Genomic DNA, 22,056 nt, shown 5'->3' on the forward strand with positions numbered 1-22,056 from the left:
GGACCGTGCCGTGTCCCCGCCCTAGGCGTTGTACGTGTCGGCCTTCGACGGGGACGGGTCCTGTACCGCGCCGCTGAGGAAGCCCGCGCGGTTGCCGAAGCCGGTCGTGTCGACGCCGTGCTCGTCCAGTACCCGCAGCGCCGCGTTGTGCGCCGCCCGCAGGACGGGCGTCGCCATGCGCAGCGCGTCGTCGGCCATGAAGCGGTGCAGCCACGGCTGTTCGGCCCACGCGTGCCGCAGGCCGAAGGGCTCGGGCAACTCCAGTTTGCCGCCGAGGTGGTCCAGGACCGGCGGGTACCACAGCAGCGGGGCGCGCACCGCGAGCCGCACGACCTCGTCGTTGTCCACGAGCGGCAGGGTACGGGTGTTGGTCTCCCAGAACTTGACCATTTTCGGTGAGGTCACGGTCTTGGCGGCGGGCCCGGTGAGGAAGAGGCCGTGCACCGGCCCGAGGGCGTGCCCGGTGACCTCGATGCGCAGGGTCTCGTGCAGCACGGTCACGCTGATCATCATGGTCAGGACCAACTGGCCGTCCCACAGCGTGAACTGCACACCCAGGTAGTGCCGGTTGCCGCTGCCGAACTGCTGCTCGTTGCAGATGCGCTGTATCTCGTGCGGCTTGACCTGGTACGCCTCGATGTTCTGGCCCTCGGGCCTGCTGACGGCACCCGCGCCCTGGGCGACCGGCGAGACGATCCAGTGCTTCACGGACGGGGTCGGGAAGCCGCCCGTGTTGAGCGGGCCGCGCTCCAGCAGCTTCAGCTGGTCGTGGATGGCCTTGATGACGTCCCAGCTGCGGAAGCCGTGGATCTCCTTGCCCGCTTCCTTGGGAACGAGCTGCTCCGCGAGCTGCCAGCCGCCCCAGCGGGTGCCCATGCCGAGTATGCCCTTCGGGCCCGCGTAGAAGACCACGTTGGACTGCTGCTCGGCGGTGAGTTTCTGCAGGCCCTGCCGCAACTGCTCGCGGGCGGACTCGCCCGGGTGACCCGGCACCGCGTCGGGGACCTTCGCGCCGATGCCGCCGCCCGCGAGCAGCGCGTCCCACCTGCCGCGCAGGTCCTTGGCGGTGGACTCGGAGATGCGCTTGGCGAGGTACCAGCCGACGACCGGCATGAGGATCATGCCGCGCAGGTACCAGCCGAGCACGCCGTTGAACGGCAGGAACAGCAGGACGATCACCGCGAGGACGCCGACCGCGACGAGCAGCAGCGTGCCGATCACGCCGGCGCTCTTGGCGGCGCCCTTCGACAGGCCACGACGCAGCACGAACACGCCGAACCACAGCAGCAGTCCCGGCAGGAACAGCACGCCGAAGACCACCGTGACGAGGGTGAGGCGCCGGTCGCGCTCCTTGCGGATGTGGTTCGCGGCCAGGCAGTGCTCCACGACGGTCTGCGCCTCGATCCCGAAGGACTGGATGAGCGCCTTGCGCCCGCCGCCGAGCGTCCGCGTCTGCACCGCGCGCGAGAACGCCTCACCGAGGTTCGGGGCGAAGATGTTCCGCTTCTCGCCCTCCTTGGTGCGCGAACCGCCCTTGATGGTGGACTTGTGCCACTCGTTGTCCGCCTTCAGGATCTCCGTGATCGGGCTGTCCCTGTAGGCCGCCGAGGCCAGCGCCTGGGTCGCCGCGGTCTGACCCGCCGCGCCCATCAGGGGCACCTGTGCCCCCGGGCTGAAGTCGAACCCGTCGCTCACTGCTGACCGCCCCCACCCGTCGCCCGAGGTCCCGCTGTGCCACCTCTTCCCGCTCGGCGGGCCTCGCACGCCTGCTGAGCTGGGCACCCAGCCTATCCGGGGTGCCCCGCCCGTGGCAGTCATATGTCAACTATGCGTCGATCAGGCTCCGTTCCCGCAGCTTTTCGGCCACCGCGGGCGGCATCGGCTCGTGGCGCGCGTACCGGCGGCTGAAGCGGCCGGTGCCGTGCGCGAGGGACCTCAGGTCGACCGCGTAGCGGCCGATCTCCAGCTCCGGCACCTCCGCGCGCACCAGGGTCAGCCCCCGGCCCGCCGGTTCGGTGCCGACGACACGGCCCCTGCGGCCGGACAGGTCGCTCATGACAGGACCGACGTACTCGTCGGGCACCAGTACGGCGACGTCGGCGACCGGTTCGAGCAGATGGATCGGCGCGGCCCCGGCAGCGTCCCGCAGCGCCAGCGCGCCCGCGGTCTGGAACGCGCCGTCCGAGGAATCCACCGAGTGGGCCTTGCCGTCGAACAGGGTGACCCGCACGTCGACCAGCGGGTGCCCGGCCGCGACCCCGCGCGCGGCCTGGGCGCGGACGCCCTTCTCGACGGACGGGACGAACTGCCGGGGCACCGCGCCGCCCACCACCTTGTCGACGAACTCGACGCCCGACCCCGGCGGCAGCGGCTCCACCTCGACCTCGCAGATCGCGAACTGGCCGTGTCCGCCGGACTGTTTGACGTGTCGGCCGCGACCCGTCGCCACGGCGCCGAACGTCTCCCGCAGCGGCACCCGGTGCGCCACGGCGTCGACCCGGACGCCGTAGCGGCTGCGCAGCCGCTCCAGCGCGACCTCCTGGTGCGCCTCGCCCAGGCACCACAGCACCAACTGGCCGGTTCCCCGGTTGTGTTCGAGGCGCATGGTGGGGTCCTCCGCGACGAGCCGCGCGAGGCCCTGCGACAGCCTGTCCTCGTCGGCCTTGCTGTGGGCCTCGACGGCCAGCGGCAGCAGCGGGTCGGGCAGGGGCCACGGCTGGACGAGCAGCGGATCGGACGGCGCGGAGAGGGTGTCACCGGTCTCCGCGTGCGTGAGTTTCGCGACGCACGCGAGGTCGCCCGCCCGGCACTCGGTCACGGCGCGCTGCTGCTTGCCGAAGGGGGAGGAGAGCGAGCCGACGTGCTCGTCCGCGTCGTGCGCGGCGTCCTGCCCGGCCGCGGCGCCATCGGGGCCGCTCCCGTCGGCGGGGTGGTGGCCGCGGACGTGCACCGTCGCGTCGGGCAGCAGCGTGCCGGAGAACACCCGTACCAGCGAGATCCGCCCCACGTACGGGTCGGAGGCGCTCTTGACGACCTCCGCGACGAGCGGGCCCGCCGGGTCGCAGCCGATGCCCTCGCGCGCGGCGCCGGCCGGGGTGGTGATCCCGGGAGCGGTGCGTTCGAGGGGCGAGGGGAAGCCACCGGTGACCAGCTCCAGCAGCTCGACGGTGCCGAGCCCCTGGGCGGCGCCCTCCGGGGCGGGCGCCGCCGCGAGCACCGGATGGAACACCCCGCGGGCCACGGCCTTCTCCAGGTCGGCCGTCAGGGTGTCCACGTCGATGTCCTCACCCGCGAGGTAGCGGTCCATGAGGGTCTCGTCCTCGCTCTCGGCGATGATCCCCTCGATGAGCCGGTTGCGCGCCGCCTCCACGGCCGGCAGTTCCTCGTCGGACGGGGGCCGGGCGGTGCGCCCGCCCGTCGCGTAGTCGTACAGCCGCCGCGTCAGCAGGCCCGTCAGGCCGGTGGCGGGCGCGTGTCCGTCCGGTCCCTCGGGGCCGAGGACGGGGAGGTACAGCGGCACGACGGCGTCGGGGTCGTCGCCGCCGAGGACGCGTCCGCACACCTCGGTCATCGCCTCGAAGGCGGTGCGCGCGGTGTCGAGGTGGGTCACGACGATGGCGCGCGGCATGCCGACCGCCGCGCACTCGTCCCAGACGGCGCGTGTGGCGCCCGCGACGGCCTCGGCCTCCTGCGCGGCCGAGACAACGAAAAGGGCCGCGTCCGCTGCGCGCAGACCGGCCCTCAGCTCGCCGACGAAGTCGGCATAACCCGGTGTGTCAAGGAGATTGATCTTGTATCCGCCCCATTCGACCGGCACCAGTGACAGCTGTACGGAGCGGTGCTGCCGGTGTTCGATCTCGTCGTAGTCGGAGACGGTCCCGCCGTCCTCGACCCGCCCCGGCCTCACCACCGCTCCCGCGGTCTGGGCCAGCGCCTCGACGAGCGTCGTCTTGCCCGATCCGCTGTGCCCGACCAGGACCACGTTCCTGACCGCCGCGGGCCGGCCGGCCGCCGGTGCCCCCGCGGCGGCCCCGGCAGGTTTCTTCGCCTTGTCGCCCATGGTCCTGCCTCCCGGTTGTCATCGCGCGCTGAGGAGATGTGAAGGGCGCGGACGCAGGGGGAGCGGCACGGGCAGCTCCGGCGGTGCCCACGGTGTCCTTCGAGCTTCGCACTTCGCTCAGGTCGCGTCCATCCGTCGTTCCCCGGCGTCCGGGCGCCGCGCGCCCCGTGCGCGGGCGCCACGCCCCCCGGGGACCCGGCAGTGACGGGCGGCGGTCGTGGCTACGATGGGCCAGCCGACGGCCACCGGGGCCGTCAGGCGCCAACGACCCCGGGAAAGCCATGCTGAACAAGTACGCGCGTGCGTTCTTCACGCGTGTCCTCACGCCGTTCGCCGCGCTCCTGCTCCGAAGAGGGGTGAGCCCGGACACGGTCACGCTGATCGGCACGGCGGGGGTGGTGGCGGGCGCGCTGGTGTTCTACCCCCGTGGCGAGTTCTTCTGGGGCACGATCTGCATCACCGTCTTCGTCTTCTCCGACCTGGTCGACGGCAACATGGCGCGGCAGGCCGGCGTCTCCAGCCGGTGGGGCGCGTTCCTCGACTCGACGCTCGACCGGGTCGCCGACGGTGCGATCTTCGGTGGCTTCGCGCTCTGGTACGCGGGCACCGGCGACAACGACATGATGTGCGCGGTCGCCATCTTCTGCCTCGCGAGCGGCCAGGTCGTGTCGTACACCAAGGCCCGCGGCGAGTCGATCGGCCTGCCCGTCGCCGTCAACGGACTGGTGGAACGCGCGGAACGCCTGGTGATCACCCTCGTCCTGGGCGGTCTGGCCGGGTTCCACCGCACCTTCGGGGTGCCGGGCATCCAGATCCTGCTGCCCATCGCGCTGTGGATCGTGGCGGCCGGATCGCTGGTGACGCTGTGCCAGCGGGTCGTCACCGTACGGCGCGAGGCGGCGGAGGCCGACGCGGCGAAGGCCGAGGCGGAGGCCGGCGCCCCTGGCGCCCCCGGCGCCGGCGCGTCCGGGGCCGCCTCGTGAGCGACGCGAAGGACCGCGCCACCGACGCCCTCTACGGGCTCGGCTGGGCCACGGTCAAGACCCTCCCGGAACCCGTCGCCCGCTCGCTGGGCCGGACCGTCGCGGACGTCGCCTGGAAGCGGCGCGGCAAGGCGATAGAGCGTCTGGAGAGCAACCTCGCCCGGGTGGTCCCGGACGCGGGCCCCGAGCGGCTCGCCGAACTGTCGAAGGCCGGGATGCGCTCGTACCTGCGCTACTGGATGGAGTCCTTCCGGCTGCCCACCTGGTCCAAGGAGCGGGTGGTGAACGGCTTCGCGCCGAAGGGGGTGCACCACCTCGACGAGGCGTTCGCCGCGAACCGGGGCGTGATCATAGCGCTGCCGCACCTCGCCAACTGGGACCTCGCGGGCGCCTGGGTGGCCCAGGCCCTCGGCCGGAACTTCACCACGGTCGCGGAACGGCTCAAGCCCGAGAGCCTGTACGACCGGTTCGTCGCCTACCGCGAGAGCCTCGGCATGGAGGTGCTGCCGCACGCGGGCGGCGCCGCGTTCGGCACGCTCGCCCGGCGCCTGCGCGGCGGCGGCATGGTCTGTCTGGTCGCCGACCGCGACCTGTCGTCCTCGGGCGTCGAGGTCGACTTCTTCGGGGAGCGCGCCACCATGCCCGCGGGGCCCGCCCTGCTCGCCCAGCACACCGGCGCGGCGCTGCTGCCGGTCACCCTCTGGTACGACGACTCGCCGGTCATGCGCGGCGCGGTGCATCCGCCCGTCGAGGTGCCCGCCTCGGGCACGCGCGCCGAGAAGACGTCGTCCATGACCCAGGCGCTGGCCGACGTCTTCGCCGGGGGGATCGCCGAACACCCGCAGGACTGGCACATGTTGCAGCGGCTGTGGCTCGCGGACCTCGATCCGCGCGGCCCCGGCGCGCCGGGGCAGGGGCGGGCGCAGTCATGAGGATCGGCATCGTCTGCCCGTACTCCTGGGACGTCCCGGGGGGCGTGCAGTTCCACATCAGGGACCTCTCGGAACACCTCATCAAGCTCGGCCACGAGGTGTCCGTCCTCGCACCCGCCGACGACGAGACGCCGCTGCCGCCCTACGTGGTCTCCGCGGGCCGCGCGGTACCCGTCCCGTACAACGGGTCGGTGGCGCGCCTCAACTTCGGCTTCATCTCGGCGGCGCGCGTGCGGCGGTGGCTGCACGACGGCCACTTCGACGTCGTGCACATCCACGAACCGTCCTCGCCGTCCCTCGGACTGCTCACCTGCTGGGCGGCGCAGGGCCCGATCGTCGCGACGTTCCACACGTCGAACCCGCGCTCGCGCGCGATGATCGCCGCCTACGCGATCCTCCAGGCGGCGCTGGAGAAGATCAGCGCGCGCATCGCGGTGAGCGAGTACGCGCGGCGCACCCTGGTGGAACACCTCGGCGGCGACGCCGTGGTGATCCCCAACGGCGTCGACGTCGACTTCTTCGCGAAGGCGGAGCCCGACCCGGCCTGGCAGGGCCGGGGCAGGGCGAGCACGATCGGCTTCGTCGGCCGCATCGACGAGCCGCGCAAGGGCCTGCCGGTCCTGATGCGGGCCCTGCCGAAGATCCTCGCGGCGCGGCCGGAGACCCGGCTGCTGGTCGCGGGGCGCGGCGACGAGAAGGAGGCGGTGGCGTCACTGCCCCGGGAGTCGCGCTCGCGGGTCGAGTTCCTCGGCATGATCAGTGACGAGGACAAGGCGCGGCTCCTGAGCAGCGTCGACCTGTACGTGGCGCCCAACACGGGCGGCGAGAGCTTCGGCATCATCCTGGTCGAGGCGATGTCCGCGGGGGCGCCGGTGCTGGCGAGCGACCTGGAGGCGTTCGCGCAGGTGCTGGGGCAGGGCCAGGCGGGCGTGCTGTTCCCGAACGAGGACGCGGACGCGCTGGCCACGACGGCGCTCGCGCTGCTGGCGGACGACCCGCGCCGGGCCGCGCTGCGCGACCGCGCCTCGGCGCACGTGCGGCGCTTCGACTGGTCGACGGTCGGTGCGGACATCCTCGCCGTGTACGAGACGGTCGCGGACGGCGCGGCCCAGGTGGCGGCGGTGGAGCGCGGGCCCCGCGTCTAGGCGTCGGTCGCCGTGGCGCGGAGGGGCTTTGTCGCTTTGTCGCCTCCCGGCGGGACGCGTCGCGCCGGGCACGGCGCCGCCTTCGCCCGCGTCCGGCAGGGGCCGGCGGGCGTCCCGCGTCGCCGCGTGCGCGCCGGTCCGTCGGGGGGCTGGCGCCCAACACCCGGTTTCTTGGCGCTGGTTGGGGCGCCAGGAGTTCCATGGACGCTCCCCGGCAGGGGCGTTCGGAGCGGCGGACGGCAGCCGTTCGCCCGCGCCCGGTGCCGGCGGGACGGCCGGAGACCGGGGTACGGGCCGGCCCGTGGCCGGTAGCCTGCTGGCGTGATCGTGACCCTCGCCTGGATCGGCGTCGCCGTCGTCGTGCTCGTCGCCTTCGGCCTCTACCTGAGCTGGACCGCCGGCCGGCTCGACCGGCTGCACGCCCGGATCGACGCCACCCGCGCCTCGCTCGACGCCACCCTGCTGCGCCGCGCCTCCGTCGCCCAGGAGGTCGCGACCTCCGGCGTGCTCGACCCGGCGGCGTCCATCGTGCTGTACGAGGCCGCACACGCGGCCCGGCAGGCGGAGGAAGAGGAGCGCGAGGTCGCGGAGAGCGAACTGAGCCAGGCGCTGCGCGCGGTGTTCGGCGAGTCCGTGCAGGTCGAAGCCGTACGGGCGGTACCGGGCGGGGTGGAGGCGGCCGACGAACTCGGCGCCGCGGTACGCCGCGTCCCCATGGCGCGCCGCTTCTACAACGACGCCGTGCGGGCCGCCCGGGCCCTGCGCAGGCACCGCAAGGTGCGCTGGTTCCGGCTGGCCGGGCACGCCCCGCGCCCGCTCGCGTTCGAGATGGACGACGAGGCGCCGGTCGCGCTCGCGGACCGCGCCGCCTAGCGCGCTGCCGCGGATCGGGCGCCCCCGCGGAGCCCGGACGCCCTGGCGGGAACTGGCGCCGTCCGGCAGGGCCGGGCGCCCCTCCCTGGGAGCGGCGCCCGCCGGGTGAACCAGCGCGGTCCCCGAGAGGCGGGCACTGCCGGAGATTGAGCAGCCCGCCGGAGAACGGACGCCATGCCCCAGGAGCCGGGGGATTTCCGCGAGCTCGGGCAGAGCGCCGGAGAACGAGCGCCCTGCCGGGAGAACGAGCGCCCCGCCTGGAGAACGAGCGCCCCGCCCGGAGTGCGGGCGCTCTCCGGTGAGTGAGCGCCCCGCCCTGGATCGGGCTCCCTGGGGCGCCCCCTGAAGCGGGCGCCTTGAAGGGGCTCCCCGGCGGGAGGGCGAGCCCCGGCGGACAGTGGCGCGGATCGCGTCCCGAGAGGTCCACCGCCCGCGCATTGGCTCTTGTCGCCCGCCCGTCACCAGGCGTTTCCTCTGATTGGCAGGTTTCCGTCCCTTTCACCTCAGCGAGGCCCTTGTGTCCACTGCTCCGCAGTCCGCCCCCCAGGCCCCCCAGTCGGCGAACCCCGAGACCGGTACCGCCCGTGTGAAGCGCGGCATGGCCGAGCAGCTCAAGGGCGGCGTGATCATGGATGTCGTCACCCCCGAGCAGGCGAAGATCGCCGAGGACGCGGGCGCCGTCGCGGTCATGGCCCTGGAGCGGGTCCCCGCCGACATCCGCAAGCACGGCGGCATCGCGCGGATGTCCGACCCCGACATGATCGAGGGGATCATCAACGCCGTGTCGATCCCCGTCATGGCGAAGTCCAGGATCGGCCACATCGTCGAGGCGCAGGTCCTGCAGTCCCTCGGCGTCGACTACATCGACGAGTCCGAGGTCCTCACCCCCGCCGACGAGGCCAACCACTCCGACAAGTGGGCGTTCACCACCCCCTTCGTCTGCGGTGCCACCAACCTCGGTGAGGCCCTGCGCCGCATCGCCGAGGGCGCCGCCATGATCCGTTCCAAGGGCGAGGCCGGCACCGGCAACGTCGTCGAGGCCGTGCGCCACCTGCGCCAGATCAAGGGCGAGATCGCCCGTCTGCGCGGCGCGGACCGCAACGAGCTGTACGCCGCCGCGAAGGAACTGCGCGCGCCGTACGAGATCGTGCGCGAGGTCGCGGAGCTGGGCAAGCTGCCCGTCGTGCTGTTCTCCGCGGGCGGTGTCGCCACCCCCGCCGATGCCGCGCTGATGCGCCAGCTCGGCGCCGAGGGCGTGTTCGTCGGCTCCGGCATCTTCAAGTCCGGCGACCCTGCCAAGCGCGCCGCCGCCATCGTGAAGGCCACCACCTTCTACGACGACCCGAAGATCATCGCCGACGCGTCGCGCGACCTCGGCGAGGCCATGGTCGGCATCAACCTCGACGCGGCCCCCGACGCCGAGCGGTTCGAGAACCGTGGCTGGTAAGGACATCACGGGCCCCACCATCGGGGTGCTCGCCCTGCAGGGGGACGTGCGCGAGCACGTCGCGGCGCTGGCCGCCTCCGGGGTGGCCGCCGTGTCCGTGCGCAGGCCCGAGGAACTCGCCGCCGTGGACGGCCTCGTCGTCCCCGGCGGCGAGTCCACCACCATGTCGAAGCTCGCCGTCCTGTTCGGCCTGATGGAACCGCTGCGCGAGCGGGTCCGCGGCGGCCTGCCGGTGTACGGCACGTGCGCGGGGATGATCCTGCTCGCGGAGAAGATCCTCGACCCGCGGTCGGGGCAGGAGACCGTGGGCGGCATCGACATGATCGTGCGCCGCAACGCCTTCGGGCGGCAGAACGAGTCCTTCGAGGCGGCCGTCGAGGTCGAGGGCGTCGACGGCGGACCCGTCGAGGGCGTCTTCATCCGGGCGCCCTGGGTGGAGTCGGTCGGCGCCGAGGTCGTGGTGCTGGCCGAGCACGCGGGCCATGTCGTCGCCGTACGCCAGGGCAACGTGCTCGCCACGTCGTTCCACCCGGAACTGACCGGGGACCACCGTGTGCACCGGCTGTTCGCCGACATGGTGCGCTCCGTAGCATGAGCGGATCCCGGTAGGATCTCTGGCGAACAGAGCTGCATCGGTTACGCGAAGGAGACAGGCAGATGTCCGGCCACTCTAAATGGGCTACGACGAAGCACAAGAAGGCCGTGATCGATGCCAAGCGCGGCAAACTCTTCGCGAAGCTGATCAAGAACATCGAAGTCGCCGCGCGCACCGGTGGCGCCGACATCGAGGGCAACCCGACACTGTTCGACGCCGTGCAGAAGGCGAAGAAGCAGTCGGTCCCCAACAAGAACATCGACTCGGCGCTCAAGCGCGGCGCCGGCCTTGAGGCCGGCGGCGCCGAGTACGAGACGATCATGTACGAGGGTTACGGCCCGAACGGCGTCGCCGTGCTCATCGAGTGCCTCACGGACAACCGCAACCGCGCCGCCTCCGACGTCCGCGTCGCCATGACGCGCAACGGCGGCTCCATGGCGGACCCGGGCTCCGTGTCGTACCTGTTCAACCGCAAGGGTGTCGTCGTCGTCCCCAAGGGCGAGCTGTCCGAGGACGACGTCCTGGGCGCGGTCCTCGAAGCGGGCGCCGAGGAGGTCAACGACCTCGGTGAGTCCTTCGAGGTGCTGAGCGAGGCCACCGACCTGGTCGCGGTGCGCACCGCCCTGCAGGAGGCCGGCATCGACTACGACTCCGCCGACGCCAACTTCGTCCCGACCATGCAGGTCGAGCTGGACGAGGAGGGCGCGCGGAAGATCTTCAAGCTGATCGACGCGCTGGAGGACAGCGACGACGTGCAGAACGTCTTCGCGAACTTCGACGTGTCCGACGAGGTCATGGAGAAGGTCGACGTCTGACCGGCCCCGGCCGGCAGCCGCACAGCCGACGGGCCGACGGAGCGTGTCTCCGTCGGTCCGTCGCTTTGTCAGTGGCGGCCACTAGGGTGCTGAACGGCTGGAACAGTTGACCGAAGGGGGGTGTGCGATGCGGGTTCTTGGCGTCGACCCCGGTCTGACCCGGTGCGGCATCGGCGTCGTCGAGGGGGTCGCGGGCCGGCCGCTCACGATGCTGGGTGTCGGGGTGATCCGTACGCCCGCGGAGAGCGACCTCGGGCCGCGGCTGGTCGCCGTCGAGCAGGGCATCGAGGCCTGGTTGGACGAGTACCGGCCCGAACGCGTCGCGGTGGAGCGGGTGTTCAGCCAGAACAACGTCCGTACGGTGATGGGCACGGCACAGGCCAGCGCCGTCGCGGTGCTCTGCGCGTCCCGCCGCGGGATCCCGGTGGCGCTGCACACCCCGAGCGAGGTCAAGGCCGCCGTCACCGGCAGCGGGCGCGCCGACAAGGCTCAGGTCGGCGCGATGGTCACCCGGCTGCTGCGCCTCGCGGCGCCCCCGAAGCCGGCGGACGCCGCCGACGCGCTCGCCCTCGCGATCTGCCACATCTGGCGGGCCCCCGCCACCGACCGCCTCCAGCAGGCCCAGGCCGCCGCGCGGGCCGCGCGCGCCCCGCGCCTGCCGGGAGGCGGCCCATCCGTCCGGAAGGTCACCCCATGATCGCGTTCCTCAGCGGCCGGGTCGCCGCCGTCGCCCCGAGTACGGCGGTGATCGAGGTCGGCGGCGTCGGCATGGCCGTGCAGTGTGCGCCCGCCACCCTCGCCGGGCTCCGCCTGGGCGAGCAGGCCCGACTCGCCACCTCCCTCGTCGTACGGGAGGACTCGCTCACGCTCTACGGCTTCGCCGACGACGACGAGCGGCAGGTCTTCGAGCTGCTGCAGAGCGCCAGCGGGGTGGGTCCCCGGCTCGCCCAGGCCATGCTCGCCGTGCACAGCCCGGACGCGCTGCGCATCGCCGTCGCCACGGGGGACGAGAAGGCGCTCACGGCCGTGCCCGGCATCGGCAAGAAGGGCGCGCAGAAGCTCCTGCTGGAGTTGAAGGACCGGCTCGGCCCGCCGCTCGGCACGGGCGCGGCGGCCCGTCCCGGCGCCCTGGCGGCCGGACCCGCCCCCTGGAGCGAGCAGCTGCTCGCGGCGCTCGTCGGGCTCGGCTACCAGAGCCGGGAGGCCGAGGAGGCCGTCGTGCAGGTCACCCCGCAGGCCGAGGCCGCCCTCGCCCAGGGGACCGCGCCGCCGGTGCCGCAGCTGCTGCGGGCCGCGCTGCAGAGCCTGAACCGCACGCACTGACCCGTGCCGCCCGGCCGCCGCACGAGCCGGCGCCCGGGGCCGGGCCGGCAGCCCGCAGATCCACCGAAGGACCACCGAAGGGCACGCAGTGAACTGGGACGTTCCCGCAGAGGACACCGACGTCGCAGACGCCACGGACATCGGGACCGAGGCCGTCGACCGGCTGGTCGGCGCGTCCGCGGACGGCGAGGACCAGGCCGTCGAGGCGGCACTGCGTCCCAAGTCGCTGTCCGAGTTCGTCGGCCAGGAGCGCGTACGGGAGCAGCTCGACCTGGTGCTCAAGGCGGCGCTCGCCCGTGGCGCCACCTCCGACCACGTCCTGTTCTCGGGATCGCCGGGCCTCGGCAAGACCACCCTCGCGATGATCGTCGCGGCCGAGATGGGCGCCCCGATCCGCATCACCTCTGGCCCCGCGATCCAGCACGCGGGCGACCTCGCGGCGATCCTCTCCTCCCTCCAGGAGGGCGAGGTGCTGTTCCTCGACGAGATCCACCGCATGTCGCGGCCGGCCGAGGAGATGCTGTACATGGCGATGGAGGACTTCCGCGTCGACGTCATCGTCGGCAAGGGTCCGGGCGCCACCGCGATCCCCCTGGAGCTGCCGCCGTTCACCCTGGTCGGTGCCACCACCCGGGCCGGACTGCTGCCGCCGCCGCTGCGGGACCGTTTCGGCTTCACCGGCCACATGGAGTTCTACAACAGCGCCGAGCTGGAGCGCGTGCTGCACCGCTCCGCCCAGCTGCTCGACGTCGACGTCGACCCGGCGGGCGCCGCGGAGATCGCCGGCCGCTCCCGCGGCACGCCGCGTATCGCGAACCGCCTGTTGCGCCGCGTACGGGACTACGCCCAGGTCAAGGGCGACGGGCATGTCACCCGCGAGGTCGCCGCCGCGGCCCTTCGGGTGTACGAGGTGGACGAGCGCGGCCTCGACCGGCTCGACCGGGCGGTGCTGGGCGCGCTGCTCAAGCTGTTCGGCGGCGGCCCCGTCGGCCTGTCCACCCTCGCGGTGGCGGTGGGGGAGGAGCGCGAGACCGTCGAGGAGGTCGCCGAGCCGTTCCTCGTGCGGGAGGGCCTGCTCGCGCGCACGCCCCGTGGTCGCGTCGCGACTCCCGCGGCCTGGGGGCACCTGGGTCTCACGGCCCCGCAGCACGCACCGGGAGCAAGCGGACAACAGGGCCTGTTCGGAGCCTGAGAGCACACTTACTCGCCGCCTGCGGAACCCGGGTGCCATGCTGGGCGTTGTTCCAACGATGCGGACTCGCCTAGACTCCGCCGGTGCCGCCCCTTCCGGTCGGCGTTCCCACCCCCGAATACCAGGCCGTTTCGACAGCGGTCGTGCGAAGGAAGTTCCCGCCCGTGAGTATCGTGACCCTCCTCCCCTTCATCGTGCTCATCGGGGCCATGTTCCTGATGACGCGCTCCGCCAAGAAGAAGCAGGCGGCCGCGGCCTCGATGCGCAGCGACGTGCAGCCCGGTGTCGGCGTTCGCACCATCGGCGGCATGTTCGCGACCGTCAAGGAGGTCCACGACGAGATGGTCCTTCTGGAGGTCGCTCCCGGCGTGCACGCCGTCTACGCGAAGAACGCCATCGGTGCCGTCCTCGACGACGAGGAGTACAACCGGATCGTGCACGGCGAGGAGCCGGCCGGCGACCTCGGGCTGGACGCGCCGGTCGTCCCGGACGACGCCTCGTCGCTGACCGAGGGCGGGATCTCCAAGATCGACCTGGGCAAGAAGCCCGGCGCCGACCTGACGAAGTCCGAGGGTGAGTCCAAGGACTCCGCCGCGGGCGAGGCCGGCAGCGCGGACACCGAGTCGAAGGACGCCGAGCCGAAGGACGCCGCCGCCCAGGACGCCAAGGACGAGGCCAAGACCGACGGCGAGACCGGAACGAAGTAGTCACCTCCGCGACCGCGGGCCGCCGCACCGCGGCTGTCGGCGGTGCACGGGCCGTAACGAACTTGGCGGGGCAGGGTCCCCACAACACTTCGTGGCCGCTTCAGGCTCCGGCGCTCGCCACCGGACGGAGGGCGGTTGGACAGGGAGAATCGAGAAGGTGGCAGCACCCAAGAAGGGTCGAAGGTCTGCGGGCTCGCCAGGCAGGCCGGGCCGCACCCTTTCATTGTTCCTGATCGTCATCGCCGCCCTGGTGGGCGGCATGTTCTGGTCGGGAGACACCGCACCGCGCCTGGGCATCGACCTCGCGGGCGGTACGACGATCACGCTGAAGGCGCAGAACACGCCGGGTAAGCCCAACGCGATCAACAAGACCAACATGGACACCGCGGTCGACATCATGAACCGCCGTGTCAACGGTCTCGGTGTCTCCGAGGCCGAGGTCCAGACGCAGGGCAGCGACAACATCGTCGTGAACATCCCCAAGGGGACCAACGAGGCCCAGGCCCGTCAGCAGGTCGGCCAGACCGCCCAGCTGTACTTCCGGCCCGTGCTGACCGTGGCGGCGGGCGCTCCGACGCCCCAGCCGTCCACCAGCGGCTCCCCGAAGGCCACCCCGAGCGGTTCGCCCGGCGCGACCCCGAGCGGCAAGGCGTCGTCCTCCGCAGGGGGAACGACCGCCACCGACAAGGCCTCCGGTTCGCCGTCGGCCAGTTCCACCACCCAGGGGCGCGCGGTCACCAGCGCCCTGCAGAAGGATCCCTCTCCGACGCCGTCCGGCGACGCGAGTGCCCCGGCCTCACCGCCGGCCACGGACGCCACCACACCGCCGGACCCGGCGACCGCGGCGCTGCAGAAGAAGTTCGAGGCCCTGGACTGCAGCAGCAAGGCGCAGCGGACCAAGGCCAACCAGGGTGCGGGCCCGAAGGACACGATCGTCGCCTGCGGCCAGGACTCGAACAAGCAGTGGGAGAAGTACGTCCTCGGCCCGTCCGCCCTGGAGGGCACTGACGTCAAGAAGTCCCAGGGCGTCTTCGACAGCCAGAACGCCCAGTGGATCGTCACCCTCGACTTCACCGGCGCGGGCAGCAAGAAGTTCTCGACGATCACCGGCCAGCTGTCGCAGCAGCAGGCGCCGATGAACCAGTTCGCCATCGTCCTCGACGGCAACGTCGAGTCCGCCCCCTCGGTCAGCCAGACCCTGAGCGGCAGCGCCCAGATCTCCGGCAGCTTCGACCAGCAGTCGGCGAAGGACCTCGGCAACGTGCTGTCGTACGGCGCTCTGCCGCTGTCCTTCCACGAGGAGACGGTCACGACCGTCACGGCGGCGCTCGGCAGCCAGCAGCTCAAGGCGGGCCTGATCGCCGGCGGCGTCGGCTTCCTGCTGGTGCTGATCTACCTCATCGCCTACTACCGGGGTCTGGCCGCGATCGCGGTCCTCAGCCTCGTGGTCTCGGCGGTGCTCACGTACACACTGATGGCGCTCCTCGGCTCCGGCATCGGCTTCGCGCTGAACCTGCCGGCCGTCTGCGGTGCCATCGTCGCGATCGGTATCACCGCCGACTCGTTCATCGTGTACTTCGAACGGATCCGGGACGAGATCAGAGAGGGCCGCACCCTGCGGCCCGCCGTCGAGCGCGCCTGGCCGCGCGCCCGGCGCACGGTGCTGGTCTCCGACTTCGTCTCCTTCCTGGCCGCCGCCGTGCTGTTCATCGTCACGGTCGGCAAGGTGCAGGGCTTCGCGTTCACGCTGGGCCTGACCACCGTCCTCGACGTAGTCGTGGTGTTCCTGTTCACCAAGCCCGTGATGACGTTGCTGGCGCGCCGGAAGTTCTTCTCCGACGGCCACCCGTGGTCCGGTCTCGACCCGAAGCGGCTCGGAGCCAAACCGCCCCTGCGCCGCTCCCGCCCGGTCGGTGGCGCTTCCTCGTCCGACCACCCGAAGGAGGCGTGAGATGTCACGGATCAGTGCGTTCACCGCTCGTCTCTACCGCGGCGAGGTCGGCTACGACTTCGTGGGCAAGCGCAAGATCTGGTACAGCATCTCGGTGCTCATCGCGATCACGGCGATCGTCGGGCTCGGGGTGCGCGGCATCAACGAGAGCATCGACTTCAAGGGCGGCGCGGTCTTCACCACGCCGAAGACGAGCATCTCGGTCGAGGAAGCCGTCTCCGACGCGCAGAGCGCGTCGGGCAAGACGGCCCTCGTCCAAAAGCTCGGCAACGGCTCGCTGCGCATCCAGATCGCGGACATCACGACCACACAGTCCGACCCGATCAAGGCGGAGCTGGCCAAGGACCTCAAGGTCGACCAGAACGCGATCACGGCGGACCTGGTCGGTCCGAGCTGGGGCTCCACCATCGCCAACAAGGCGTGGACCGGTCTGATCATCTTCCTGGTCCTTGTGGTGATCTACCTGGCGATCGCCTTCGAATGGCGCATGGCGGTCGCGGCGTTCGTCGCGCTGCTGCACGACATCGTCATCACCGTCGGTGTGTACGCGCTGGTGGGCTTCCAGGTCTCGCCCGGCACCGTGATCGGCCTGCTGACGATCCTCGGTTACTCGCTCTACGACACGGTCGTGGTCTTCGACAGCCTCAAGGAGCAGTCGAAGGGGATCACCAAGCAGACCAGGTACACGTACTCCGAGGTCGCCAACAACTCGATCAACAGCACCCTGGTCCGGTCGATCAACACGACCGTCGTGGCCCTGCTGCCCGTCGCGGGCCTGCTGTTCATCGGCGGCGGCTTCCTCGGCGCCGGCGACCTGAACGACATCGCGCTCTCGCTGTTCGTCGGCCTCGCGGCCGGCGCGTACTCCTCCATCTTCATCGCGACGCCGCTCGTGGCGGAGCTCAAGGAGCGCGAGCCGCAGATGAAGGCGCTGCGCAAGCGGGTCCTCGCCAAGCGCGCCAAGGAGGAGCAGGCCGGCGGCCCGGGTGGCGAGGCGTCCCCTCTGCCGGCCGGCGCCGGTCCCACCCCCGCGGTGGCGGGACCGCGTGACCGTCCGCGCGGCGGCCGCTCCTCCGGCTCCACGGGGAGGCGCAGGTGAGCGGGGAGGAGACCAGGGAGCTGCTGCTCTCCCGGATCCGGGACGTCGCGGACTATCCGGAGCCCGGCGTGATGTTCAAGGACATCACCCCGCTGCTCGCGGACCCGGCCGCGTTCCGGCTGCTGACCGAGGCGCTCGCCGAGGACTGCCGCAGGATGGGCGCCACGAAGATCGTGGGCCTGGAGGCCCGCGGCTTCATCCTGGCCGCGCCCGTCTCGGTCGTGACCGGCATCGGCTTCGTGCCGGTCCGCAAGGCGGGCAAGCTGCCGGGCGCGACGCTCTCGCAGAGTTATGACCTGGAGTACGGCACCGCGGAGATCGAGGTCCACGCCGAGGACCTCGTCGCCGGCGACCGGGTCGCCGTCATCGACGACGTGCTCGCCACGGGAGGTACGGCCGAGGCCGCCGTGGAGCTGATCAGGCGGGCCGGGGCCGAGGTCGCCGGGGTGTCCGTGCTCATGGAGCTCGGGTTCCTGGACGGCAGGGCCCGGCTGCAGAAGGTCCTGCGGGGTGCCCCGCTGGAGGCCCTCCTCACGGTCTGACGCGTCCCTCGGACGTGTGATGGCGGGCATCCGGCAACAACCGGGTGCCCGTCCGTCGTTCCTCCGGGCCCGGGGGCCGGCTCCGGCCCCGGCTCCCGTAGGATCCGCCGTTCCCGGAGCGAGCGAAATGGCCGGGATCGCTACCATGGACCTTTCCGGGGCTGAACGGGTGGTCCCGATCCGCACGAGGAGCGCTCTTGCCAGACGAGGCCAAGCCACTGGCCGCCACGCCCGAGCCGCACGCCGACCGGGCCCAGGCGGAGCCCGAGACGAAGCAGCAGGCCCGAGCGGGCGACGCCGGGCCGGCCGGCGGCTCAGGGACGCACCCGGCCGAGGCAGCACCGGGGGCGCCTCAGGCGCGCCCGAACCACACGCCGCCCACGGCCCCCAAGCCCGTCCCCGCGACCCCTTCGCGCGCCGCGTCCCCCAATCGGGTACGTGCCAGGCTCGCCCGTCTGGGCGTGCAGCGGTCGTCCCCGTACAACCCGGTGCTGGAACCGCTGCTGCGCACGGTGCGGGGCAACGACCCCAAGATCGAGACGGCCACGCTGCGCCAGATCGAGCGGGCCTACCAGGTCGCGGAGCGCTGGCACCGGGGCCAGAAGCGCAAGAGCGGCGACCCGTACATCACGCACCCGCTCGCCGTCACCACCATCCTGGCCGAGCTGGGGATGGATCCGGCCACGGTGATGGCCGGGCTGCTGCACGACACCGTCGAGGACACCGAGTACGGCCTGGACACCCTGCGCCAGGACTTCGGCGACCAGGTGGCGGCCCTCGTGGACGGCGTCACCAAGCTCGACAAGGTCAAGTTCGGTGAGGCGGCGCAGGCCGAGACCGTCCGCAAGATGGTCGTCGCGATGGCCCGCGACCCGCGCGTCCTGGTGATCAAGCTCGCCGACCGCCTGCACAACATGCGCACCATGCGCTTCCTCAAGCGGGACAAGCAGGAGAAGAAGGCCCGGGAGACGCTGGAGATCTACGCCCCCCTGGCCCACCGGCTCGGCATGAACACCATCAAGTGGGAGCTGGAGGACCTCGCCTTCGCGATCCTCTACCCCAAGATGTACGACGAGATCGTCCGCCTCGTCGCGGAGCGCGCGCCCAAGCGCGACGAGTACCTGGCCATAGTGACCGACGAGGTGCAGGCCGACCTGCGGGCCGCGCGGATCAAGGCGACCGTCACCGGCCGACCGAAGCACTACTACAGCGTGTACCAGAAGATGATCGTCCGCGGCCGGGACTTCGCGGAGATCTACGACCTGGTGGGCATCCGCGTCCTCGTCGACACCGTCCGTGACTGCTATGCGGCGCTCGGTACCGTCCACGCCCGGTGGAACCCGGTACCGGGGCGGTTCAAGGACTACGTCGCGATGCCCAAGTTCAACATGTACCAGTCGCTGCACACGACGGTCATCGGGCCCAGCGGCAAGCCCGTCGAACTGCAGATCCGCACGTTCGACATGCACCGCCGCGCCGAGTACGGCATCGCCGCGCACTGGAAGTACAAGCAGGACGCCGTCGCGGGCGCCTCCAAGGTCCGCACGGACGTGCCCAAGTCCGCCGGCAAGGGCGGCGGGCAGGACACCGTCAACGACATGGCGTGGCTGCGCCAGTTGCTCGACTGGCAGAAGGAGACGGAGGACCCCAGCGAGTTCCTGGAGTCGCTGCGCTTCGACCTCTCCCGCAACGAGGTCTTCGTCTTCACACCGAAGGGCGACGTCATAGCGCTGCCGGCCGGCGCCACCCCCGTCGACTTCGCGTACGCGGTGCACACCGAGGTCGGTCACCGCACCATCGGCGCGCGGGTCAACGGGCGGCTCGTACCGCTGGAGTCGACGCTCGACAACGGCGACCTGGTGGAGGTCTTCACCTCCAAGGCGTCCGGTGCGGGCCCCTCCCGCGACTGGCTCGGCTTCGTCAAGTCGCCCCGGGCACGCAACAAGATCCGCGGCTGGTTCTCCAAGGAGCGCCGCGAGGAGGCCATCGAACAGGGCAAGGACGCCATCGCGCGGGCGATGCGTAAGCAGAACCTGCCGATCCAGCGGATACTGACCGGCGATTCGCTGGTGACCCTCGCGCACGAGATGCGCTACCCCGATATCTCGTCCCTTTACGCGGCGATCGGCGAGGGCCATGTCGCGGCGCAGGGCGTCGTGCAGAAGCTGGTGCAGGCGCTCGGCGGCGAGGAGGCGGCCAACGAGGACATCGAGGAGACGACACCGCCCGCGCACGGCCGGGGCAAGCGCCGGTCCAACGCGGACCCCGGGGTCGTCGTCAAGGGTGTCGACGACGTGTGGGTGAAGCTCGCGCGGTGCTGTACACCGGTGCCGGGCGACCCGATCATCGGTTTCGTCACGCGCGGCAGCGGGGTGTCCGTGCACCGCGCCGACTGCGTCAACGTGGACTCGCTGTCGCAGCAGCCCGAACGGATCCTCGAAGTCGAGTGGGCGCCGACCCAGTCGTCGGTGTTCCTCGTGGCGATCCAGGTCGAGGCGCTGGACCGGTCCCGGCTGCTCTCGGACGTCACCCGGGTGCTGTCGGATCAGCATGTGAACATCCTGTCGGCAGCGGTCCAGACATCCCGCGACCGTGTGGCCACCTCGCGCTTCACCTTCGAGATGGGCGACCCGAAGCACCTCGGGCACGTCCTGAAGGCGGTACGGGGCGTGGAGGGCGTGTACGACGTCTACCGCGTCACGTCGGCGCGCAGGCCCTGACGGCGCGGCGCCCGCATCGGGGGCCGGGGAGCGGAGTCCGGGGCGTGCCCGCAGGCGTCGCACGGGCGGCGCGGACGGCGGCGGAGGGGCCCGCTGTGCCGACCCCGGCGTCACGCCATCCGGCCGCCGCCCCGGCCGTCCAGCAGGTCCGCCGCGCGTTCGGCGATCGCGTACACCGTCGCGTTCGGATTGGCGGAGACCACCGACGGCATCACCGACGCGTCCGCGACCCGCAGCCGCTCCACCCCGCGCACCCGCAGCTCGGGGTCCACGACGGCCTCCCCCGCCGTGCCCATCCGGCAGGTCCCCACGTGGTGCGAGTACGTCCTGAGGCTGTTGTAGAGATACGTGCGGACCGCGTCCACGTCGCCGAGGTCGCGGTCGGGCCCCGGCAGCACCTCCGCGGCACGCCAGGGAGCCAGGGCGTCCGCCCCGGCTATCTCCCGTGCGATGCGCAGGCCCTCCGCCATCGTGGCGACGTCGTGCGGATCCCCGTAGTAGTTGGGATCGAAGCGGATACGCCCGCCGGGCTCGCCGTCCCGCAGCCGCAGGCTGCCCCGGCTGCGGGGCGTCATCGCGCCGAACGCCACCGAGTACGCCTGGCCCGGCACGGGCAGCGAGGGCGGCAGGCCCGGCGAGTGGTACGGGACGTCGAGTACCTGGAACTGCAGGTCGGGTGTGCCCGGCGACAGCGCGCTCGCGATCAGCCCGATCACCTCGGCATGGTTGTTGACCCCCGGCGGAACGGGCCGGGGCGAGCCGACGACGACCGTGGAGCGCGGGTGGTCGTGCAGGTTGGCGCCGACCCCCGGGAGGTCGAGGACGACCTCGACACCCCTCGTGCGCAGATGGTCGGCGGGTCCGATGCCGGAGAGCATCAGCAGGTGCGCCGAACCGGCCGTACCGGCGCACAGGACGACCTCGCCGTCGCAGTCCGCCGTATGGATCTCATCGCCGAGGCTGAACGTGACGCCGGTGCAGCGCCCGCCCTCCACCCGCACGCGGTGGGCCAGGGCGCCGGTGACGACATCGAGGTTGGAACGGCCGATGACCGGGATCAGGTACGCGTCGGCCGCGCTCTGCCGGCGGCCGTCGACGATGTTGAGGTCCGCCCAGCCGAATCCCTCCTCCTCGCCGCTGTTGATGTCGTCGGCGGCGGGTGCGCCCACCTCGTACGCGGCCCGCAGCCCGGCGGCGGCCAGCGGATGGCGCTCCGGTGCCGGTGCGACCGTCAGCGGTCCCGATGTGCCGCGCAGCGCCGGATCCCGGCCCGGTGCCGACTCGGTGCGTCGCAGGTACGGCAGGAGGTCGTCGTAGCCCCAGCCCTCGGCGCCCCCGGCGGTCCACGCGTCGTAACTGCTGCGGTGCCCGCGGGTGAACACCATGGCGTTGATCGCGGACGATCCGCCGAGGGTCCTGCCGCGTGGCAGCGGGACGGTGTCGCAGGTCGACGCCTGGACGGCCGAGACGTCGGCCCAGTCGACGGCCGTGCCCTGCAGGGAGAGCCACACCGAGGGCACGGACACCGCCTCCGGGACCGAGGCGCCCCCGGCTTCCAGCAGCAGGACCCGCGCGGCGGGGTCCTCGGACAGGCGCGCGGCCAGGACGCATCCGGCCGTCCCCGCCCCCACGACGACGTAGTCGTAGCCGGCCACGGCACGGCCTCGCTTCC

General features: G+C 72.1%; 18 protein-coding genes. 15 read left to right on the forward strand and 3 right to left on the reverse strand.

Annotated features, from left to right (window positions below):
- Positions 1 to 21 precede the first annotated feature (21 nt).
- A complete protein-coding gene (locus tag OG310_RS28780) occupies positions 22 to 1,650 on the reverse strand; it encodes a hypothetical protein (protein ID WP_329460442.1) in 1,629 nt (542 codons plus the stop codon).
- Positions 1,651 to 1,825: 175 nt separating this feature from the next.
- Positions 1,826 to 4,060 (reverse strand): elongation factor G-like protein EF-G2, encoded by a 2,235-nt coding sequence (locus OG310_RS28785; protein ID WP_329458757.1) that lies wholly within the window; start codon positions 4,058 to 4,060, stop codon positions 1,826 to 1,828.
- A 281-nt stretch (positions 4,061 to 4,341) separates the two neighbouring features.
- On the opposite strand from OG310_RS28785, the gene pgsA reads away from it, so the two are divergent.
- From pgsA to OG310_RS28860, 15 genes are all read left to right on the forward strand, one after another.
- A complete protein-coding gene (gene pgsA / locus OG310_RS28790; RefSeq protein WP_329458758.1) occupies positions 4,342 to 5,043 on the forward strand; it encodes a phosphatidylinositol phosphate synthase in 702 nt (233 codons plus the stop codon).
- Entirely contained in the window at positions 5,040 to 5,975 is a 936-nt protein-coding gene (locus OG310_RS28795; RefSeq protein ID WP_329458759.1) for a phosphatidylinositol mannoside acyltransferase, read from the forward strand. The genes pgsA and OG310_RS28795 overlap by 4 nt, the downstream gene beginning before the upstream one ends.
- The gene (locus OG310_RS28800; RefSeq protein WP_329458760.1) at positions 5,972 to 7,120 is read left to right on the forward strand and encodes a glycosyltransferase family 4 protein; all 1,149 of its coding nucleotides are present in this window, start codon (positions 5,972 to 5,974) and stop codon (positions 7,118 to 7,120) included. The genes OG310_RS28795 and OG310_RS28800 overlap by 4 nt, the downstream gene beginning before the upstream one ends.
- Before the next feature lie 321 nt (positions 7,121 to 7,441).
- On the forward strand, positions 7,442 to 7,993 hold the full coding sequence (locus tag OG310_RS28805) for a hypothetical protein (RefSeq protein ID WP_329458761.1): 552 nt from the start codon (positions 7,442 to 7,444) through the stop codon (positions 7,991 to 7,993).
- A gap of 517 nt (positions 7,994 to 8,510) precedes the next feature.
- A complete protein-coding gene (gene pdxS, locus OG310_RS28810; RefSeq protein WP_329458762.1) occupies positions 8,511 to 9,440 on the forward strand; it encodes a pyridoxal 5'-phosphate synthase lyase subunit PdxS in 930 nt (309 codons plus the stop codon).
- A 4-nt stretch (positions 9,441 to 9,444) separates the two neighbouring features.
- Entirely contained in the window at positions 9,445 to 10,035 is a 591-nt protein-coding gene (gene pdxT, locus OG310_RS28815; protein WP_329460443.1) for a pyridoxal 5'-phosphate synthase glutaminase subunit PdxT, read from the forward strand.
- Positions 10,036 to 10,097: 62 nt separating this feature from the next.
- Complete coding sequence (locus tag OG310_RS28820) at positions 10,098 to 10,850, forward strand: YebC/PmpR family DNA-binding transcriptional regulator (RefSeq protein WP_329458763.1); 753 nt, start codon at positions 10,098 to 10,100, stop codon at positions 10,848 to 10,850.
- Positions 10,851 to 10,977: 127 nt separating this feature from the next.
- On the forward strand, positions 10,978 to 11,547 hold the full coding sequence (gene ruvC / locus OG310_RS28825) for a crossover junction endodeoxyribonuclease RuvC (protein ID WP_329458764.1): 570 nt from the start codon (positions 10,978 to 10,980) through the stop codon (positions 11,545 to 11,547).
- The gene (gene ruvA / locus OG310_RS28830) at positions 11,544 to 12,173 is read left to right on the forward strand and encodes a Holliday junction branch migration protein RuvA (RefSeq protein WP_329458765.1); all 630 of its coding nucleotides are present in this window, start codon (positions 11,544 to 11,546) and stop codon (positions 12,171 to 12,173) included. Before ruvC ends, ruvA begins: the two co-directional genes overlap by 4 nt.
- Positions 12,174 to 12,261: 88 nt before the next feature.
- Positions 12,262 to 13,365 (forward strand): Holliday junction branch migration DNA helicase RuvB, encoded by a 1,104-nt coding sequence (ruvB, locus tag OG310_RS28835; RefSeq protein WP_443078749.1) that lies wholly within the window; start codon positions 12,262 to 12,264, stop codon positions 13,363 to 13,365.
- 164 nt (positions 13,366 to 13,529) lie between these two features.
- Positions 13,530 to 14,072 carry a preprotein translocase subunit YajC gene (gene yajC, locus OG310_RS28840; protein WP_329458766.1) on the forward strand — a complete coding sequence of 181 codons (543 nt, stop codon included), beginning with the start codon at positions 13,530 to 13,532 and terminating at the stop codon, positions 14,070 to 14,072.
- 157 nt (positions 14,073 to 14,229) lie between these two features.
- Complete coding sequence (gene secD, locus OG310_RS28845; protein ID WP_329458767.1) at positions 14,230 to 16,023, forward strand: protein translocase subunit SecD; 1,794 nt, start codon at positions 14,230 to 14,232, stop codon at positions 16,021 to 16,023.
- Position 16,024: 1 nt separating this feature from the next.
- The gene (gene secF / locus OG310_RS28850; protein ID WP_329458768.1) at positions 16,025 to 17,122 is read left to right on the forward strand and encodes a protein translocase subunit SecF; all 1,098 of its coding nucleotides are present in this window, start codon (positions 16,025 to 16,027) and stop codon (positions 17,120 to 17,122) included.
- Positions 17,119 to 17,664 carry an adenine phosphoribosyltransferase gene (locus OG310_RS28855; protein ID WP_329458769.1) on the forward strand — a complete coding sequence of 182 codons (546 nt, stop codon included), beginning with the start codon at positions 17,119 to 17,121 and terminating at the stop codon, positions 17,662 to 17,664. The genes secF and OG310_RS28855 overlap by 4 nt, the downstream gene beginning before the upstream one ends.
- A gap of 197 nt (positions 17,665 to 17,861) precedes the next feature.
- The gene (locus OG310_RS28860; RefSeq protein WP_329458770.1) at positions 17,862 to 20,384 is read left to right on the forward strand and encodes a RelA/SpoT family protein; all 2,523 of its coding nucleotides are present in this window, start codon (positions 17,862 to 17,864) and stop codon (positions 20,382 to 20,384) included.
- Between the two features lie 110 nt (positions 20,385 to 20,494).
- On the opposite strand, the gene OG310_RS28865 is transcribed toward OG310_RS28860, so the two are convergent.
- A complete protein-coding gene (locus tag OG310_RS28865) occupies positions 20,495 to 22,039 on the reverse strand; it encodes a GMC family oxidoreductase (RefSeq protein WP_329458771.1) in 1,545 nt (514 codons plus the stop codon).
- Positions 22,040 to 22,056 lie beyond the last annotated feature (17 nt).

It is taken from the genome of Streptomyces sp. NBC_01497 (genome assembly GCF_036250695.1).
GTDB lineage: Bacteria > Actinomycetota > Actinomycetes > Streptomycetales > Streptomycetaceae > Streptomyces.

What these genes read in the sequence shown, in the direction of transcription:
- pgsA (WP_329458758.1), top strand. Translation starts at nt 4,342, where the DNA reads ATGCTGAACAAGTACGCGCGTGCGTTCTTCACGCGTGTCCTCACGCCG.
- OG310_RS28785 (WP_329458757.1), bottom strand. Translation starts at nt 4,060, where the DNA reads ATGGGCGACAAGGCGAAGAAACCTGCCGGGGCCGCCGCGGGGGCACCG.
- OG310_RS28820 (WP_329458763.1), top strand. Translation starts at nt 10,098, where the DNA reads ATGTCCGGCCACTCTAAATGGGCTACGACGAAGCACAAGAAGGCCGTG.
- secF (WP_329458768.1), top strand. Translation starts at nt 16,025, where the DNA reads ATGTCACGGATCAGTGCGTTCACCGCTCGTCTCTACCGCGGCGAGGTC.
- OG310_RS28780 (WP_329460442.1), bottom strand. Translation starts at nt 1,650, where the DNA reads ATGGGCGCGGCGGGTCAGACCGCGGCGACCCAGGCGCTGGCCTCGGCG.
- OG310_RS28800 (WP_329458760.1), top strand. Translation starts at nt 5,972, where the DNA reads ATGAGGATCGGCATCGTCTGCCCGTACTCCTGGGACGTCCCGGGGGGC.
- ruvA (WP_329458765.1), top strand. Translation starts at nt 11,544, where the DNA reads ATGATCGCGTTCCTCAGCGGCCGGGTCGCCGCCGTCGCCCCGAGTACG.
- ruvC (WP_329458764.1), top strand. Translation starts at nt 10,978, where the DNA reads ATGCGGGTTCTTGGCGTCGACCCCGGTCTGACCCGGTGCGGCATCGGC.